This window comes from Neobacillus rhizosphaerae, from assembly GCF_050477885.1.
GTDB lineage: Bacteria > Bacillota > Bacilli > Bacillales > Cytobacillaceae > Neobacillus > Neobacillus rhizosphaerae_A.
In genome coordinates this window covers 1-17,044 of the sequence record NZ_JBCNAC010000076.1, presented here as the reverse complement: position 1 = coordinate 17,044, position 17,044 = coordinate 1, and the positions used below count along the sequence as shown (strand labels likewise).

Here is a 17,044-nt window from a genome sequence, read left to right as displayed (position 1 = left end):
GCTGTAATAGTATTCCGGAGGGCGATTATGAAACACATTTATCAAGATGATAGTTATACTCTTCATACCGATCTTTACCAGATTAATATGACAGAGACATATTGGAGAGATGGTATACATAATAAACGTGCGGTCTTCGAATTATTTTTCCGCAAACTACCGTTCGGGAATGGCTATGCTGTTTTCGCTGGTCTTGAAAAGGTCATTCAGTACATCCAAAATTTCCGCTTTACGGAAGACGACCTTGAGTATTTGAAAAATGAAGTTGGGTATCAAGATGATTTTCTTGAATATCTAAAAAATATAAGGTTCACTGGAACCATTCGTGCCATGAAAGAGGGCGAACTCGTTTTTGGCAATGAGCCGATTTTACGAGTAGAAGCGCCTCTGGCTGAAGCACAGTTAATTGAAACAGCTTTGCTTAACATTGTGAATTACCAAACATTAATTGCGACGAAAGCTACAAGAATCAAACAAGTTGTTGGCAATGAGGTTGCAATGGAATTTGGGACAAGACGTGCTCAGGAGATGGACGCAGCTATTTGGGGAACGAGAGCGGCTTACCTTGCTGGTTTTGAAGCAACAAGTAACGTAAGAGCAGGTAAATTGTTTGGGATTCCAGTCGCTGGTACCCATGCTCATTCCATGGTCCAAGCATATAAAGATGAATATACAGCTTTTCGTAAGTATGCGGAGTCCCATAAGGATTGTGTTTTCTTAGTAGATACGTATGATACACTCCGTCTTGGCGTGCCGAATGCGATTAAAGTCGCAAAAGAGATGGGCGATCAAATTAACTTTATTGGAATTCGCTTAGATAGCGGAGACCTTGCGTATCTTTCTAAAGAAGCACGTAAGTTATTGGATGAAGCTGGATTTAAGAATGCAAAAATTTACGCTTCCAGCGATTTAGATGAGTATACGATTATTAACTTGAAGGCACAGGGTGCAAAAATTGATAGCTGGGGAATTGGTACAAAGCTGATTACTGCCTATGATCAAGCTGCGCTTGGGGCTGTTTATAAAATTGTTTGTATTGAAAACGACAAGGGGGAGCTGGAGGATACGATTAAAATTTCCTCTAATCCGGAGAAAGTAACGACTCCAGGTCTGAAAAAGATCTATCGCATTATTAATAATACGAATCACCATGCAGAGGGTGATTATATTGCGATGGAGGATGAGAAGCTCCCTGAAAAGCGTCTGAGGATGTTCCATCCTACTCATACGTACATTAATAAGGTGGTTACAAATTTTACGGCGAAATCACTTCATGAAGATATTTTTGTTGATGGTGAGCTTGTATATGAGCTTCCTTGTTTGGAAGAATCACGAGATTACCTGAAGGCGAATTTGGATTCGTTATGGGAAGAATACAAGCGGATTATGAACCCGGAAGAATACCCAGTCGACTTAAGTCAAAAGTGCTGGGATAACAAAATGAAGAATATTGAAGAGGTAAAAGAAAAAGTAGCTGCAATGAAAGAGTAACAAAAAGTAGGGCGTCCTGAGAGGGGCGTCTTTTTGTATTAGAGAAAGGTAGAAGGAAGGATGATTAAAGAGTTCATAACGCCCGTGAAGCAGGGAAAAGAGTGGGTACGGTCAATAAGAGAGGTTCATAACGCCTGTGAGCAAGGAAAAAAGTGGGTACGGTCGAAAAGAGAGGTTCATAACGCCTGTGGAGCAAGGGAAAGAGTGGGTACGGTCGAAAAGAGAGGTTCATAACGCCCGTGGAGCAAGGAAAAGAGTGGGTATGGTCGATAAGGCCGATTCTTAAAGACCGTACACTAAAAAAAGGGTAGATAAAAATACCCCTTTAGGATGAAATCTTCAAAAGCGCCAAAAACTCCGGCTCGGGTTTCATTGTTTTTGTCCCCTTCTCTGACCAAAGAATAATTTCCTCATCCTTTTTATAATTGAAGTAAACATCAAAGGTTCCAAAGTCTATTCTGCCTTCATTTTTATGCGCAGGTGCTTTTTCTTTTGAATCATATGCATTGTTAATAAAATGAATAATTGCCTTTATTTCATCAGGGTCAGTAACCTTCTCACAGTCTGACCGTAACGCATCGGCATGAATGCATAGGCTTTCAGGTGCTTTCTCAATCCAAGTTGCAGAATGTAGAATAGGCGTTTGATCAAACATGACCTCTGTCTGATTTTCCCCTTGATTATAGCTTGCCGAAACCCATAATACACCATCGAATCCTTTTTTAGTCCACTCAGAATACGCTCCCGACCAATCGTTTTCAGGATCCTTATCATCGAGTGAAGAGCCTTTAGTACTTAAAACCCAGCCATGCTTAGGTAGCTGTTTTTCATAAAAAGCAAAAACCTCTCTCCAAGAATCGCCTTCCATTACATAATTACTTCTCGTGGGTTCTAAGCCAGGATAAAAGGGAATGTCTTTTGTTTTTTCAGGAATAATAGACATACCTTCATAGGTATCGTCTGTTGCAGTTTGATAACCATACCAGCCTGCTGTAAATAATAGAACAATAATGCAAAGGTAAAGCCAATTTCTTTTTTTCATAATGGCTCCTCTCAATCAAAATAAAGGCATAGGAAAATTTTAGCATAAAATGATATCGTATGGGGTCTTGTTTCGTATTCTCCTTCATAATGTGATACAATTCTTCTAGTCAAAAACGGAGTAAAGGACGAAATAAATGAGCAGAACATTACCTGTTAACAAGAACGATTATATAGATGTGGTTTTTGAAGATATCACCCATGACGGGGCAGGGGTTGCAAAGGTTGAGGGTTATCCGTTATTCATCCCCAATGGTCTGCCGGGTGAAAAAGCGAAGATTAAGGTAATCAAGACCGGTAAAGGATACGGAATTGGCCGGTTAATCGAAATTTATGAAAAAAGCCCGTACCGTGTCGATATTCCCAGTGAAGAAAAACATAAATACGGCGGTTGTCAGCTGGAGCACATTAGCTATAAAGGTCAGCTGAAATATAAAGAAAATCAGGTTCGCCAAGTACTAACCCGCATCGGTAAATTAGAGGATGTCGTCGTGCATCCGATTCTTGGTATGGAGGAACCTTTTCATTACCGTAACAAAGCACAGGTACCAGTCGGAGAGAAAGATGGTAAACTGATTGCTGGATTTTTTAAGCAAAGAAGCCACGAAATTGTTGATACCAATGAGAGCTTGATTCAGTTGCCTGAGGTGAATGAAGCGGTCAAGGTAGTAAAGGAAATTTGCAGCGAGCTTGGCATCCCTGCCTATCAGGAGGAAAGCCATAAAGGTGTACTTAGGCATATTATGGCGCGTTATGGTAAACAAACGGAAGAACTTATGGTTGTCATCATTACAAGAACCACGGACCTACCACAGAAAAACAAACTGGTTGAGGAAATGGTCGCTCGATTGCCTAAGTTAAAATCAATCGTTCACAATGTAAATTCCAAACGAACCAATGTAATCATAGGGGAAAAAACCAATGTTTTATGGGGGAATGAGGTCATCTATGACTATATTGGTGATGTAAAGTTTGCGATATCAACTCTTTCGTTTTACCAGGTGAATCCAGTACAAACAAAGGTCTTATATGACAAAGCATTGGAATATGCGAATCTAAGTGGAGAAGAGAATGTCATTGATGCCTATTGTGGCATTGGAACGATTTCTTTATTTTTAGCACAAAAGGCCAAAAAAGTATTTGGTGTAGAAGTGGTGCCTGAGGCAATTGAAGATGCGAAGCGAAATGCTGAATTGAATGAAATAACGAACGCGGAATTTGCAGCTGGGGAAGCAGAAGTTGTCATTCCGAAGTGGTACAAGGAAGGAAATACGGCGGATGTTTTAGTAGTGGACCCACCGCGCAAAGGTTGCGATGAAGCATTGCTGCAAACGATTATTGAAATGAAGCCGAAGAAGGTTGTCTATGTTTCTTGCAACCCAGGAACATTAGCAAGGGATCTGCGGATTTTAGAAGACGGAGGCTACAGGACAGTAGAAGTCCAACCGGTTGATATGTTTCCAATGACGACGCACGTAGAGTGCTGTGCGTGGCTTGAGAGAAAGTAGAAGAAGTATGGAGGGTTCTATTCTAGATGGAAAATAATGATATATTAATACGATTAAGATATGCTTTGGATATAAAAAACACGGATATGGTTGAGATCTTTAAGCTTGGTGGCGTTGAAGTAACAAAAGAGGAAGTCCTTAAAATCCTTACAAAATCAAATGACGATGTAGATTATGAGGAAGACAATGAGGAAGACGTAATAAAATGCAATAATAAGATGTTTGAGTCATTTTTAAATGGCCTTATTACCTTTAAGCGAGGCAAGCAAGAGCCAAGACCCGGCCAACCTGATAGACCGCAATTCTCTAAGGAAAGTGTGAATAATATTCTTTTAAAGAAATTGAAAATAGCACTAACTCTAACTAGTGAAGATATGATTGATATATTTGATAGTGCAGGGATTACGATCACAAAAGGGGAATTAAGTGCTTTATTAAGAAAAGTAGGCCATAAAAATTATAAAGAGTGCGGTGACAAATACGCTAGAAACTTCTTAAAAGGACTAGCTATACAATACCGGGATTAAGTTTGGAGGGGAACAAAATGCTTAAATTGGGTGTCATTGGTCTTGGGGATATTGCGCAAAAAGCGTATCTGCCTGTTTACAGTAGTATGAAAGAGATTGAATTTCATTTCTATACAAGAAATCAAGACAAGCTTAGGTCTCTAGGAAGTCAGTACCGGTTTGAACATCTTCATTCTGACTTGGATTCCTTAATGAATAGCGGCATTAACGGGGCATTTGTTCATTCCTCTACTGCTTCCCATGAGGGAATTGTGGAGGCACTCTTAACACGTGGTATTCATGTGTTTGTTGATAAGCCCATTTCCGATCACTATGATGGAGCTAAAAGGCTTGTCGAACTGGCAGAGGAAAAGGGACTCATTCTTATGACGGGGTTTAATCGGAGATATGCACCTTCCTATACAAAATTAAAAGAAGTGGCGGAGCCAAATATGGTTGTGGTTCAGAAGAACCGCAAAAGTCTACCGGGAGAACCGCGGACGTTTATTTATGATGATTTTATTCATGTAGTAGATACAATGAGATATCTATTTCCGTACCCCATTAAAGATTTGATCGTCAACGGTAGAATGGTTGGTGGCATTCTTTATCATGTAGTGGTTCAATTTTTATCGGAGGGCGCTACTGCGATCGGAATCATGAATCGTGATAATGGGACGAACGAAGAAATAGCCGAGGTGATGGGGCCGCTTGAGAAAAGAACGGTCCACAATGTGTCCAAACTGACCATTTCAAAGAATATGGAAACAGTTGATGTCCGGAGCAGCGATTGGGAGCCAACCTTGTTAAGACGTGGATTTGAGCAGATGGTAGCAGATTTTGTCCAATCGGTACAAACAAATTCAAACCCTGGAATCACTGCTAGGGATGCACTGGAATCTCATGAAATCTGTGAAAAAATCATCCATGAGTTATTGAAAAGGCATTGTTAAAGAACAGTGTTGATTTTTACACCCTGTTGATTGGAGCGGAAGGCACGAAGACTCCTGTGGGAGTATGGTTCAGGGGAGACCCCGCAGGCGTATGCGCCGAGGAGGCTCCCCGAAACACCCACGGAAAGTGAAGTGCCTGGAGCGGAAATCAACAGGCAAGTTTAACTGAGCCATTGAAAAAATCATAGCGTTACGAAAATGTTTGCGCTTACATATTGTAATCTTGCAGAAAAGTGATATGATAAAGTTATTAATTAATAATGATCACATGTTACTGATTCGATCAGGCATGGTGGTAAAATGAAAGGCATTTTCATGTCCTTTTATTATACCCCCATGCCTTTTTTATTTGTTAAAGAATAGGTTTGACTTCGAGAATTGTCCAGCTCTGGCGCCTAGCCCCTCGGGTCAAATAACCTTCGGCAATAAAAGTCAAAAGGCGGACTTTTCTTGCCGAAGAACATTTGCCTGTCGGGGCTGACCAAGGCGCCTCCGCTTTTCGATTTTGTCCAGCTCTGCGCTTTTCTTAGTACTAGGAGTTAATACAAGGCCGTAAGATAATAATAGGGTTAGATGGAAATTTAACCAAGAAAAAAAGGGGAAAAGAACATGAGATTCAACATATTTAAAAAAGAGAAAACTTCTATATTTGCACCAGTAAATGGAGAAATCCTTTCGTTGAGCGAGGTTCCAGATCCGGTTTTTAGTCAAAAGATGATGGGCGAAGGGATTGCTATGATACCTGAAGAGGGGAAAGTTTTTTCACCTGTAAAGGGGAGCGTCATTCTCATTGCAGAGACTAAGCATGCGATTGGTATTCGTGCGGTAGATGGAACCGAAATTCTCATTCATGTCGGTCTCGAAACCGTATCTTTAAACGGGGAAGGATTTACGATAGCGGTCAATGTGGGGGATAAAGTGACGACCGGGCAGCTGTTGATGGAAATGGATTTGGATACGATAAAAAAACGTGCAAAAAGTATCATAACACCTATTGTTATTACAAATAGTAATGAAAATGGTAAACAGTACCGCTTTTCACAAGAAAAAAAAGGCATTAAAGGGGAAACCGCTATTATTACAGAGGCTTAAAGGAGGTGATGGTGGGGGTAGTAGACTGACAAAACGGCGGCTATTATACATTTTTTTGGGAAATTATTTCATTTTTAGTTGTTCGTATTTTGTATGATTAGTTGTTTTGTTAGTAGGTCGTCATTTTAAGAGGAGGTAAGATAATGAAGAAATATTTACAGAGAATTGGTCGTTCATTGATGCTGCCTGTAGCCGTATTACCTGCTGCAGCGATTTTAATGGGTATCGGTTATTGGATTGACCCTACAGGATGGGGAGCTGACAGCCCACTAGCAGCTTTCTTAATTAAAGCCGGGGGTTCAATTATTGATAATATCCCAATCCTATTCGCAGTTGGGGTAGCGCTGGGGATGGCAAAGGAAAAGGATGGGTCGGCAGCGCTCAGTGGTTTAGTTGCCTATCTAGTTGTTACTACCTTACTTTCAACAAACACAGTGGCTTTATTACAAGGCATTGATCCAGCAAAGGTCGACCCTGCGTTTGGAAAAATTGGAAATGCGTTTGTCGGGATCCTTTCAGGTATAGTCGCGTCGACAATGTTCAATCGTTTCAGTCATGTGAAATTACCGGATGCACTGGCGTTCTTTAGCGGTAAACGATTAGTACCAATTATGACTGCCGTATCGATGTTAGTAGCTTCCGCCATCCTATTCTTCGTATGGCCTGTCATTTTTACAGGATTAGTTTCTTTTGGTGAAGGAATTGCTAAATTAGGTGCACTTGGTGCGGGTCTATATGGTTTCTTTAACCGACTCCTAATCCCAACAGGTTTACACCATGCGTTAAACTCAGTATTCTGGTTTGATGTGGCGGGAATTAGTGATATTACAAATTTCTGGGCAAGCAAAGGGGAAAAAGGCGTAACAGGCATGTACCAAGCAGGATTCTTCCCTGTTATGATGTTTGGCCTTCCGGCTGCAGCGTTAGCTATGGTTCATACAGCAAAAACAAAGAAGAAAAAACAAGTAGCTTCCTTGATGTTAGCTGCGGGCTTCGCAGCGTTCTTTACGGGCGTAACAGAACCAATTGAATTTGCCTTCATGTTTGTTGCACCAATGCTTTACCTTGTCCATGCGATTTTGACAGGTCTATCATTAGCAATTGCAGCAGCGTTCCATTGGACTGCTGGTTTCGGTTTTAGTGCGGGTCTAGTCGACTTTGTACTAAGCTTAAGAATTCCAATTGCCAATCAGCCATATATGTTACTTGTGCAGGGTCTCGTATTTGCAGTGATCTACTACTTCTTATTCCGCTGCATTATCGTTAAGTTCAACCTAATGACTCCTGGTCGTGAGGAAGATGAGGACGAAGCTGAAGAAGTGAGTGTTGCTACAGGTGAAAGCAAATTTGCAGTGATGGCAGCTCAGATTTATGAAGGATTGGGCGGCGACGCCAATGTGGTTTCTGTCGATAACTGTGTAACACGCTTACGTTTAGAAGTAAAAGACATGGATGTGGTGGACCAAAAGAAAATAAAGGCAACTGGTGTTCCAGGGATTAATATTGTTGGAAAACAAAGCATTCAAGTCATTGTGGGAACAAATGTCCAATTCGTAGCGGATGAAATCATGAAGATTCGCAAGAAATAATCATAGGGTATGGAAAAACGCTTAGACGAACGAATAGTCTAAGCGTTTTTTTGTCATTATAGATTTCTTAATCTTTCAATATGGATGGTAATGTATCCAAGCTCATGTTCTGGAAGGTGAATGCTGTATTGTTCTGTGAGAAGCTTCGCAACGTTTTTGGCACATTGATAGGAGTCTGCGAACTTCTTTTTAATCATTGTCAGCATCTCATCATCCATAATCGGCTGCACAGGATGGCTGCTTCTAGAAAGTGTAAAACGGAGATGAGTCAGTAATCGTTGATACGATAGATCGTCCTCCTCTATGGATACGTGAAGGCACTCTTTAATCGTCTGTATCATTTCACCAATAATCGCCGTGAGCCGCAGTGTTTGCTTCATATCTCCACCATGCAGCTTAGCTGTATGAATGTGAAGCGCCAAGTAGGCTGCCTCATCAATAGGCATTTTGATATTGGTCCTATTCTCAATATGTTTGATGGCCCACATTCCGATATCGAACTCTTTTCTATAGAGCGATTTTATTTCATGAAATAGTTTATTTTTCAGCTGAATGCCTTGACTTACCCTTTCAATTGCAAAGGATAAGTGATCGGTAAGAGCAATGTGCACATGGTCATTTAATTTAGATCCCAGGGTTTCCTCTGCATATGTGATGATTTCTTCAGATAGGGCGAAGTGTTCTTCAGGAATTTTAAGCAGCAGCTGCTGGAACTTCTCATTTTCTTTCATAATAAATAGCTTTTCTATCTTGTTTGGATTAATAATGTCATTTCTTTTCTTTTGAAAAGCGATGCCTGCCCCGATCGCAATTTTCTCTTCATTGTTATCTGAAACCACAACGGCATTATTATTTAAGATTTTTTTAATTTTCAAAAGGGCGTCAGCTCCTTATTGATCCGATTTATTCTACAATTCTACAGGGTTCTCCTTTTTCCTTCTTTGATATGGGATAATATGAAAAGAGGTTCGATTTTTAAATAGGTAGGAGAAATCATGAAGGAACATTATTATGATAAATTACTAAACATAAAAACAAAAGAGGTACAACAGGGATTTCATAAATCTTTGCATTATCATCGCTATGAACCAACACCCTATAGTGCGCTTGAGGTGTTATTTGAAAAATATAAGATAAAAAACAAGGATCATATTGTGGACTTTGGCTGTGGAAAAGGACGTCTTAATTTTTATATCCACTATTTCTTCGGTGCCTCGGTGGTCGGGGTAGAAATGGATGATGAACTCTATCACGATGCTGTTCAAAATCAAAAAAGTTATTTGAAAAAGGCAAAGAGCAATAAGGAAAAGATACATTTCCTATGCTGCTTAGCAGAAGAATATGAGGTGCAGCCAGAAGACAATCGATTTTACTTCTTTAACCCTTTTTCTGTCCAAGTTTTCAGAAAAATTATTAATAATATTTTGCATTCTTTCGAACAGTCATCAAGGGAAATAGAGTTGGTATTATATTATCCAGCGGAAGATTATATATATTTTTTAGAAAAGGAAACAGCTTTTGAAATGATTGAGGAAGTGGTTCTCCCATATGTTTATGAAAAGAATCCGAATGAACGTTTTTTAATTTATCGATTAGGATAGTGGGCGAAAGGAGTGAGGCACTTTCATGTATCACCGTATCTGGACGGTAGCCAACATTTTATTAATTGTTCTATCGGTTGTGTATATATGGTTCTTCCGCCCGCATGATAGCACATTAGTTATAACAGGTCAAACATTAGCACAGCTGGGTGTCATCTTGTTTTTGATTAATATCAACATGTATTTCATATTTCTAGTTATCAGGAATACATCCATCCGTATGGTAAAAATACGCCTTGCAAAGTTTTCCCGATACTTAATGAAATGGCATATTAAAATTGCTTTGTTAGCCACTACGATCATTTTGGGACACGCTTGGATTAACCTGTATGAGTTTGGCCGAATACTTGGGTTCAATCATGTGAAATTGTTAAGCGGATACCTGGCGTTGGTATTCCTAGGTATTACTCTAGCTGCCGGGTATTTGCGACATAAAAAAGCTTCAGGATTCAGGCGGAAATTCCACCTTATATCTGCGATGATTTTCCTTGCAGCCTTTGTGCTTCATATGTTTGTATTAACTTAAGTGAATGTATTTTATTAAAGGGGAAAAAGTGGGGAGGAACACTGACTATGAATGAAAAGAAGACATTATTAGATGCTTTTAAACAGACGGAATATCAATTACCGGGTCACGGAAATAGAGACATTCAGGTCCTAAAAGAGGCTTTCGCGAATGTGGATGGGGATATGGATAGTGATATGTATGGGAAAGGCAAACTCATCGAGGATTTTCAAGTGAAAATGGCCGCCTATTTAGGGAAGGAAGCGGCTGTTTTTTTTCCAAGTGGAACGATGGCACAGCAAATTGCTTTACGGATTTGGTGTGATCAAAAGGGCATCAAAAAGGTTGCTTATCATCCATTGAGTCATTTGGAAATCCATGAAGAAGATGGTTTAAAGGAATTGCATCATATCGAGCCAGTATTGCTGGCAGATAAAAGTAGAGTTATTAGTTTGGAAGATGTCCATGGTATGGATGAGGATATTGCTTGTTTATTGCTAGAATTACCACAGCGTGAGATTGGCGGTCAATTGCCGGATTATCGAACGCTTGAGGCAATATCAGCTTATTGTCGTGAAAAGGGCATTAAATTGCATCTAGATGGGGCAAGACTCTTTGAAATTATCCCTTACTATCAAAAGTCCGCTGAGGAAATATGTTCTCTTTTTGATAGTGTGTATGTATCTTTTTATAAGGGGCTTGGAGGTATTGCTGGAGCCATTCTTGCAGGTGGAAAGGACTTTACAGAGGAATCAAAAGTGTGGAAAAGACGTCATGGTGGAGATTTAATTAGTCTTTACCCATACATAATCAGTGCCGATTATTATTTTGATCAAAGGATTCCAAAAATGGCCCAGTATTTTGAGGAAGCGAAGGAGCTGGCATCTCTTTATAATCAGTGCCATTCCGTTTCAACCAAGCCGGCCGTACCGGTTTCTAATATGTTTCATGTACATGTGAGTGTTGCCAAACAAGAACTGGAGCTTGTTCTTTTAGCTGTTTATGAGGAAACTGGGCTAGGATTGACAAGCTATTTACGAGAAATCCACGCGGAGGAATGCTATTTCGAGGTGAATATGGGCGATCGATATGCGGCCATTCCCAAAGAGAAAATCAGAAAGACGTTTGAAGTCCTCGATGAAAAAATAAAAGCAATTAAAAAGTAGAGTTTGGGGGAAGGAATGGATGGTTCGAAGGATTTATGTGGTCAGGCATTGTGAGGCGGAGGGGCAGCCAAGGGAGGCTCGCTTGACGGATAAAGGAGTCCAGCAGGCAGCTGAGTTAGCGGAATTTTTTTCGAAAATTGAAATCAACCGAATTGTTTCCAGTCCATTTGTACGAACGGTTCATTCCGTGAATTCGATAGCTGAATTGAAACAGATCGAAGTGGAAACTGATGAACGGTTATCTGAGCGAATCTTAAGTACAAAGGTATTAGAGGATTGGCTGGAAAAGCTACAAGCGACCTACAATGATTTAGATTTAAAGTTTGATGGAGGCGAGTCGACGCGTGAAGCAATGGCGAGGGTTGTAAGTGTGGTTGAAGAGGTATTAAATGGTGAAGTTGAAAATACCATCATCGTCACACATGGGAATTTGATGTCTTTACTACTGAAAAACTATCAGTCTGATTTTGGTTTTGAACAATGGCAAAAGCTTAGTAATCCGGATGTCTTTCTTTTGGAGTTTGATGAAAATGAAGTTTTGCTGAAGCGATTATGGCAGGATAAAGAGGTGATCGTGGCTTCTCATGATATATCAAAAACTAGGAAAAACTGAGGTTAACATACCAGTTCTAGGCCAGGGCACTTGGAAATATGGAGAAAATAAGCATGAGGCAAAGGAAGAAATCAAAGCATTACGATTCGGAATGGAAAATGGAATGACTTTGATTGATACAGCGGAAGAGTATGCCCAGGGTGGTGCGGAACGGATTGTCGGTGAGGCCATTCAAGACTGCAGGAAGGAAGTTTTCCTCACGACAAAGGTTTCTGCGAAACATTGCTCTTTTCAAGGTGTAATTGACGCAGTGGAAGCAAGCTTAGAGAGGCTGCAGACAACGTATATTGATTTATACCTGCAGCATTGGCCTAGTGCTGAACATGAGGTAGCGGAAACAATGCGAGTGATGGCTTACCTAGTAGAAAAAGGACTAGTGAAATATATCGGAGTGAGCAATTTTACGCCGGAATTAATTGATGAAGCCCAGGCGGAGTTGGGTAACCGTTTGCTCGCATGCAACCAAGTGGGCTATCATTTAAATGACCGGCGGATTGAAAACAATGTCCTGCCTTACTGCCAGGCAAAAGGGATTACTGTTATGGCCTATTCTCCTTTTGGTTATGCACCAAAGTTTTTTGGAAACCAGGGATTTCCGCAACCAGGATCAAAAGAGAGAATGGCACTAGATGATTTGGCTGCCAAATACGGGAAAACCGCCTACCAAGTCGCTTTAAACTGGATTCTCAGGAAAAATGGGCTTGTGGCAATCCCGAAGGCAAGAGATATTACTCACATAAAAAGTAATTTAGAAGCATTGGGTTGGGAATTATCTGATGAAGATGTAGAACAGATAGAATGGCTGTTTCCTAAACCAAAAGAGGGTTTACCCTTACAAAGGTTTTAAGAGGGGTAAAAGTATGAACGGTGTCAGGCACCATTAGGAGTAAGAGATGAATTCGACGGGATTAAATAAGCGGTTAGATGTGCTCGATTATTTGCGGGGGTTTGCTTTATTAGGGATTATTTTAGTGAATATCATTCCGTTGTTGTCTGTTAAGAACCCTGAGCCTGGCACCGTGAATGCTGCGTACTGGGGATTTCTTTATTTATTTGTTGAAGGTCGCTTTTATACTATATTTACTTTTTTATTTGGCGTTGGGTTTTTTATCTTTATTTCACGTGCCGAGGCGAAAGGAAAAAAGGGAACCATGCTGTTTTTACGACGCATGATTGTACTTTTTCTTTTTGGGTTGATTCATATAAAGTTTCATCCTGGAGAAGCGTTGACCATTTATGCCGTTTGCGGCTTCATTATTTTACCTTTTTATAGGGCACCTAAGTGGGTCAATCTTCTATTTGGTCTAGCTATGCTGCTAGCTTTAAGTCTTTTTTTGGCGAAAATTTTTATGGTAGTTCCACTAATGCTACTAGGTATCGCAGCTGGGCAGTACCGAGTGTTCGAGTGGATCTCGCAACAGTGGAAGAAGGTAGCTATTTTCACAGGGAGTATGTTTGTATTAAGTATGGTTAGCCTTTTGTATCAATATCAACTCAGTCCGATGGTGTTTGAACCAGTTAGTTATAGTCATTCCTACGAAATGCGGCAGTTTATAAACTTCGGAATTACCATCGGACCGATTGTTTCTGCGTTTTATGTGGGAATGATGGTGTTGCTGTTACAATTATCTTTCGTTCGTAGAGTCTTATCACCATTAAAAAGCTTTGGCCGGATGGCGTTAACAAACTATATTTTACAAACTGTATTCCTGTTACTGGCGGGAAAAGTGTTTCATTTGTTCCAGCAGCTAACCTACATTCAGTCACTGTACCTTTGTTTAACCATACTAACAAGTCAGTTAGTTTTCAGCACCATTTGGCTAAGGTTCTATAGGTTTGGCCCGTTGGAATGGCTGTGGAGAATGGCAACTTACTTCGAACGCCTGCCATTTAGAAACCGTAAAACAGCTTAGCTTGAAATGTTTTGGCAGAATAAAAGGCCAGTTCTCCCATTGAATGGGGAGGACTGGCCTTTCTTCTTATTGTTATCTTTTAATTTCTACATCATGTTCTTTTGCTAGTTTATCAAGCTTATTCTGATAATCACGAATATGTTTTCTTGCATCTGCCAGCATATCGTTCGCTTCTTGAATGAGGGCTGGATCCTGTTCTTCTAAAGCTTGTTTAATTGTGGTAAAGGCTTTAAATTGGATGTCCGCACCTTCGATGTAAATCTCGTGAATATCCTGTAATTCCTCCGTTTCGATGCTTACAGAATCTAGCTCTTTAATAAACTCGTTGTAATTAGGTATAACGTCATTGGTTAAAGCATCATACATCGTTTGATCATCGGTATAATTTGCTCCAGAAACGCCTTCATATGCAGAAACGGCTGCACTTTCCAATTTCCCTGCTTCTTTCATCTCTTTATTCACATAATTAAGCAAATCATCATGTACAGGATCCCCGCCGCATCCTGATAATAAAAAAATAAATGGTAATAAAATCAATGCCAATAGACATTTTTTCAATTAGCCACCCCCTTCATTCAAAATTTATGAGGGAAAGGAAGTCCAATATGATAGGGAGAAAAAATTAATTATTGTAATTTAAAAGAAAATGTCCGTGTGGAATGGACGAAGTGGTTTAAAGTGTCTTTCTGTGGTGCCTGACACCCACCAAAAAATACTTCTTTTCTTTGTCGCAAAGTTCTGTAAAATGGAAGGTAGAGATTAATGTGTTTGGAGAGATATTTGTGGCTAAGAGTTTCCCTATTTTTGGAGAAGAGAATGAGTCTGTTGTCTATAATCCTGATGAATTAATCGATCTTTTTCTTAATTGTACGGCTGATGGAATCTGTATTGTTGATATGGAGAATCGGTTTATTCGAGTGAATGGCATGTATACGAAGATTTTCGGTTATACAGAGGAAGAGATCCTTGGGCGGAGATTTGAGGAATTCCCTAACCCTGACGTCGTAAGTGGAATAATAAGCGCGGTTAAACAAGGGGAATTTTTTCATGACATTGTGACACAACGTTATCATAAAGATGGACGAATTCTTGATATAGCTGTGTCCTATTCTCCTTTTCGAAACGTAGCGGGGGAAATTATTGCCGTAATAGCTATTTACAGAGATATAACGGAGCATATAAATACAGAAAGAGAATTAAAAAGAACGCGTGAGTTGTATCGATTAATTACCGAGAACACTACAGATATGATTAAACTTTATTCCAAAGATAAAAGGATCCTCTATGCAAGCCCTTCTCATGAAAAAGGGATTGGCGTAAAACCAGAACAGCTAATTGGTCAAGATGTGTATGATCTCATCGTTCCGGAGGAAAAGGAAAACTTTGAACAAGTATACCAAATGTTAATTGAAACAGGTGAACCTCAACTACTTCAAGTGAAATTAAAGACGGGGGATAATAAAGTTATAGATTCCGAGACTACAATTACACCCATCTTTAATGAGCAAAATGAGGTAGAATGCTATGTTACAGTTGGACGAGATGTGTCGGATAGGGTAAAAAATGATGATGCTTTACGGAATTTAGACCGCCTTTCAATCATTGGCCAATTAGCAGCAGGGGTAGCGCATGAGATTCGTAATCCTTTGACTTCATTAAAAGGATTTTCCAAGCTATTAAAAAGTACGCCTGATAAAGAGAAGCAGGATAATTATTTGTCCATTATTATGAATGAGCTTGACCGAATCGATATGATCGTCAATGAGTTTATGTCTCTAGCAAAACCCCAAGCCATTCAATTTGAAAGGATGGGCTTACATTCCATTTTAGATAGTACGGTGAATATTTTGCATCCTCAAGCGTTATTGCATAATGTTCAAATTATCAACCATGATTATAATCAAGCAAATGATATTGAATTATTATGTAGCCCTAATCAACTGAAACAAGTCTTTGTTAATTTTCTTAAAAACGCCATCGAATCCATGCCGAGTGGAGGGAATGTCCATGTTTATGTAGAAAAATTAGCGGGGAAAAGAGTTCAGATTAGTTTTTCCGATGAAGGCATTGGAATTGACACGCATGTAATGGGCTATTTAGGAACGCCATTCTATACAACCAAGGACAAGGGAATTGGGCTTGGCCTAACCGTCAGCAACAAAATCATCCAAGAACATAACGGAATCATGAAAATTGAAAGTGAACTGGGCAAAGGAACGACAGTAAAAGTTCAACTCACCTATATTTAATTAAAATTTATATAAAACGGTCTGGGCAAATAAATAAGGGTGTCAGGCACCGCTCATGGACAAAGTGTCCTTGCGTGGTGCCTGACACCCTTATTTTGTGTAACGGTTTGCATAGCTTGAGGCGACGAAGGCGTCTGGCTTAATTTTAGGCTCGACTCCCATGGATTCCATTCTAGTGACCATTTCCCTGACAAATTCACTCGTTTTATTCCGTTTTCCTGCCCCGATATCAATATGGCCTTCCATAGTAAAAGTAGCCCCATGGTACAAATGAGGAAGGACAATAGAGATTAGTTCATTTTTTCTTTCTTCCGTGAACAGCGAGACGATCTCTTCTGTTAAAGACAACTCCAGTGAAATACGTTCATGAAGATGCGTCATTTTTCGGGGAACAATCACTTTTCTAATACAAGCCCATACACCTTTTCCCTCATTTTGTATCACAATTCCAGTTATAAAGACAGTATTCGATTTGTGTACCTGTGAGTCTGTGCCCACCATCAGGCGGTAGTTTCCGTTGGGATCGAACTGCATAAATGTAATAATCCGTTCAAATACCTGTTCAAATGTCATTCCAGTTTCTTGAAGGTTCTGAAATGTAGGGGAATGAACTGAATAATTTTTCATAAAAAAGCACCACATCTTTCCTTTCCGTTTGAAAAGTTTAGACTCAACTCTTATTGCTATCTTATGGGAAGAGGTGTGTTGTCGTGCCATCTTTAGTGAGGTTGTGTGGAAAGGATGGGCAGGTATCCATCTATTCAGCAGCGAATTATTGATAGGTGGTTTTTTATTAATTGGCTGTGTTAAAGAACAG

Annotated in this window: 18 protein-coding genes; 14 read left to right on the top strand and 4 right to left on the bottom strand. The window is 39.9% G+C overall.

The features are described 5' to 3' along the window. The first annotated feature begins 27 nt into the window (after positions 1–27). Entirely contained in the window at positions 28–1,491 is a 1,464-nt protein-coding gene (locus ABES03_RS10030; protein ID WP_430117154.1) for a nicotinate phosphoribosyltransferase, read from the top strand. A gap of 136 nt (positions 1,492–1,627) precedes the next feature. Beyond that, positions 1,628–1,777, top strand: coding sequence for a hypothetical protein (locus tag ABES03_RS10025; protein ID WP_430117153.1), 150 nt, complete (start codon positions 1,628–1,630; stop codon positions 1,775–1,777). 39 nt (positions 1,778–1,816) lie between these two features. On the opposite strand, the gene ABES03_RS10020 is transcribed toward ABES03_RS10025, so the two are convergent. After that, positions 1,817–2,533 (bottom strand): hypothetical protein, encoded by a 717-nt coding sequence (locus tag ABES03_RS10020; protein WP_430117152.1) that lies wholly within the window; start codon positions 2,531–2,533, stop codon positions 1,817–1,819. Between the two features lie 136 nt (positions 2,534–2,669). On the opposite strand from ABES03_RS10020, the gene rlmD reads away from it, so the two are divergent. The 5 genes from rlmD to nagE all read left to right on the top strand — a co-directional run bounded on the left by rlmD (position 2,670) and on the right by nagE (position 8,180). Continuing rightward, positions 2,670–4,040, top strand: coding sequence for a 23S rRNA (uracil(1939)-C(5))-methyltransferase RlmD (gene rlmD, locus ABES03_RS10015; RefSeq protein WP_430117151.1), 1,371 nt, complete (start codon positions 2,670–2,672; stop codon positions 4,038–4,040). 26 nt (positions 4,041–4,066) lie between these two features. Then, positions 4,067–4,567: a DUF1456 family protein gene (locus tag ABES03_RS10010; protein WP_430117150.1), complete on the top strand. Its 501-nt coding sequence runs from the start codon at positions 4,067–4,069 to the stop codon at positions 4,565–4,567. A 17-nt stretch (positions 4,568–4,584) separates the two neighbouring features. Next, positions 4,585–5,499, top strand: a complete 915-nt coding sequence (locus tag ABES03_RS10005; RefSeq protein WP_430117149.1) for a Gfo/Idh/MocA family protein — start codon at positions 4,585–4,587, stop codon at positions 5,497–5,499. A 609-nt stretch (positions 5,500–6,108) separates the two neighbouring features. Beyond that, positions 6,109–6,591, top strand: coding sequence for a PTS sugar transporter subunit IIA (locus tag ABES03_RS10000; protein ID WP_430117148.1), 483 nt, complete (start codon positions 6,109–6,111; stop codon positions 6,589–6,591). A 143-nt stretch (positions 6,592–6,734) separates the two neighbouring features. After that, on the top strand, positions 6,735–8,180 hold the full coding sequence (gene nagE, locus ABES03_RS09995) for an N-acetylglucosamine-specific PTS transporter subunit IIBC (protein ID WP_430117147.1): 1,446 nt from the start codon (positions 6,735–6,737) through the stop codon (positions 8,178–8,180). 56 nt (positions 8,181–8,236) lie between these two features. On the opposite strand, the gene ABES03_RS09990 is transcribed toward nagE, so the two are convergent. Then, complete coding sequence (locus tag ABES03_RS09990; RefSeq protein ID WP_430117146.1) at positions 8,237–9,055, bottom strand: PRD domain-containing protein; 819 nt, start codon at positions 9,053–9,055, stop codon at positions 8,237–8,239. A 120-nt stretch (positions 9,056–9,175) separates the two neighbouring features. Here ABES03_RS09990 and ABES03_RS09985 point away from each other — a divergent pair, with 120 nt between their 5' ends. Genes ABES03_RS09985 through ABES03_RS09960 form a run of 6 tightly spaced genes read left to right on the top strand, consistent with a single transcriptional unit; the run spans position 9,176 to position 13,978 of the window. Further along, the gene (locus tag ABES03_RS09985) at positions 9,176–9,781 is read left to right on the top strand and encodes a class I SAM-dependent methyltransferase (RefSeq protein ID WP_430117145.1); all 606 of its coding nucleotides are present in this window, start codon (positions 9,176–9,178) and stop codon (positions 9,779–9,781) included. 25 nt (positions 9,782–9,806) lie between these two features. After that, entirely contained in the window at positions 9,807–10,307 is a 501-nt protein-coding gene (locus ABES03_RS09980; RefSeq protein WP_430117144.1) for a hypothetical protein, read from the top strand. Positions 10,308–10,354: 47 nt separating this feature from the next. After that, positions 10,355–11,452 (top strand): threonine aldolase family protein, encoded by a 1,098-nt coding sequence (locus ABES03_RS09975; RefSeq protein ID WP_430117143.1) that lies wholly within the window; start codon positions 10,355–10,357, stop codon positions 11,450–11,452. A gap of 19 nt (positions 11,453–11,471) precedes the next feature. Continuing rightward, complete coding sequence (locus ABES03_RS09970) at positions 11,472–12,065, top strand: histidine phosphatase family protein (RefSeq protein WP_430117142.1); 594 nt, start codon at positions 11,472–11,474, stop codon at positions 12,063–12,065. Beyond that, positions 12,037–12,912, top strand: a complete 876-nt coding sequence (locus ABES03_RS09965; protein ID WP_430117141.1) for an aldo/keto reductase — start codon at positions 12,037–12,039, stop codon at positions 12,910–12,912. Before ABES03_RS09970 ends, ABES03_RS09965 begins: the two co-directional genes overlap by 29 nt. A gap of 46 nt (positions 12,913–12,958) precedes the next feature. Beyond that, a complete protein-coding gene (locus ABES03_RS09960; protein ID WP_430117140.1) occupies positions 12,959–13,978 on the top strand; it encodes a DUF418 domain-containing protein in 1,020 nt (339 codons plus the stop codon). Positions 13,979–14,050: 72 nt separating this feature from the next. Here ABES03_RS09960 and ABES03_RS09955 read toward each other — a convergent pair whose 3' ends face one another. After that, entirely contained in the window at positions 14,051–14,536 is a 486-nt protein-coding gene (locus ABES03_RS09955; protein ID WP_430117139.1) for a hypothetical protein, read from the bottom strand. Positions 14,537–14,760: 224 nt separating this feature from the next. Between ABES03_RS09955 and ABES03_RS09950 the strand changes: the two genes are divergently transcribed. After that, a complete protein-coding gene (locus tag ABES03_RS09950) occupies positions 14,761–16,227 on the top strand; it encodes a PAS domain-containing sensor histidine kinase (protein ID WP_430117138.1) in 1,467 nt (488 codons plus the stop codon). Between the two features lie 90 nt (positions 16,228–16,317). Here the strand turns inward: ABES03_RS09950 and ABES03_RS09945 are convergent, their stop codons facing one another. Further along, positions 16,318–16,854 (bottom strand): ribonuclease H-like YkuK family protein, encoded by a 537-nt coding sequence (locus ABES03_RS09945; RefSeq protein ID WP_430117137.1) that lies wholly within the window; start codon positions 16,852–16,854, stop codon positions 16,318–16,320. Positions 16,855–17,044 lie beyond the last annotated feature (190 nt).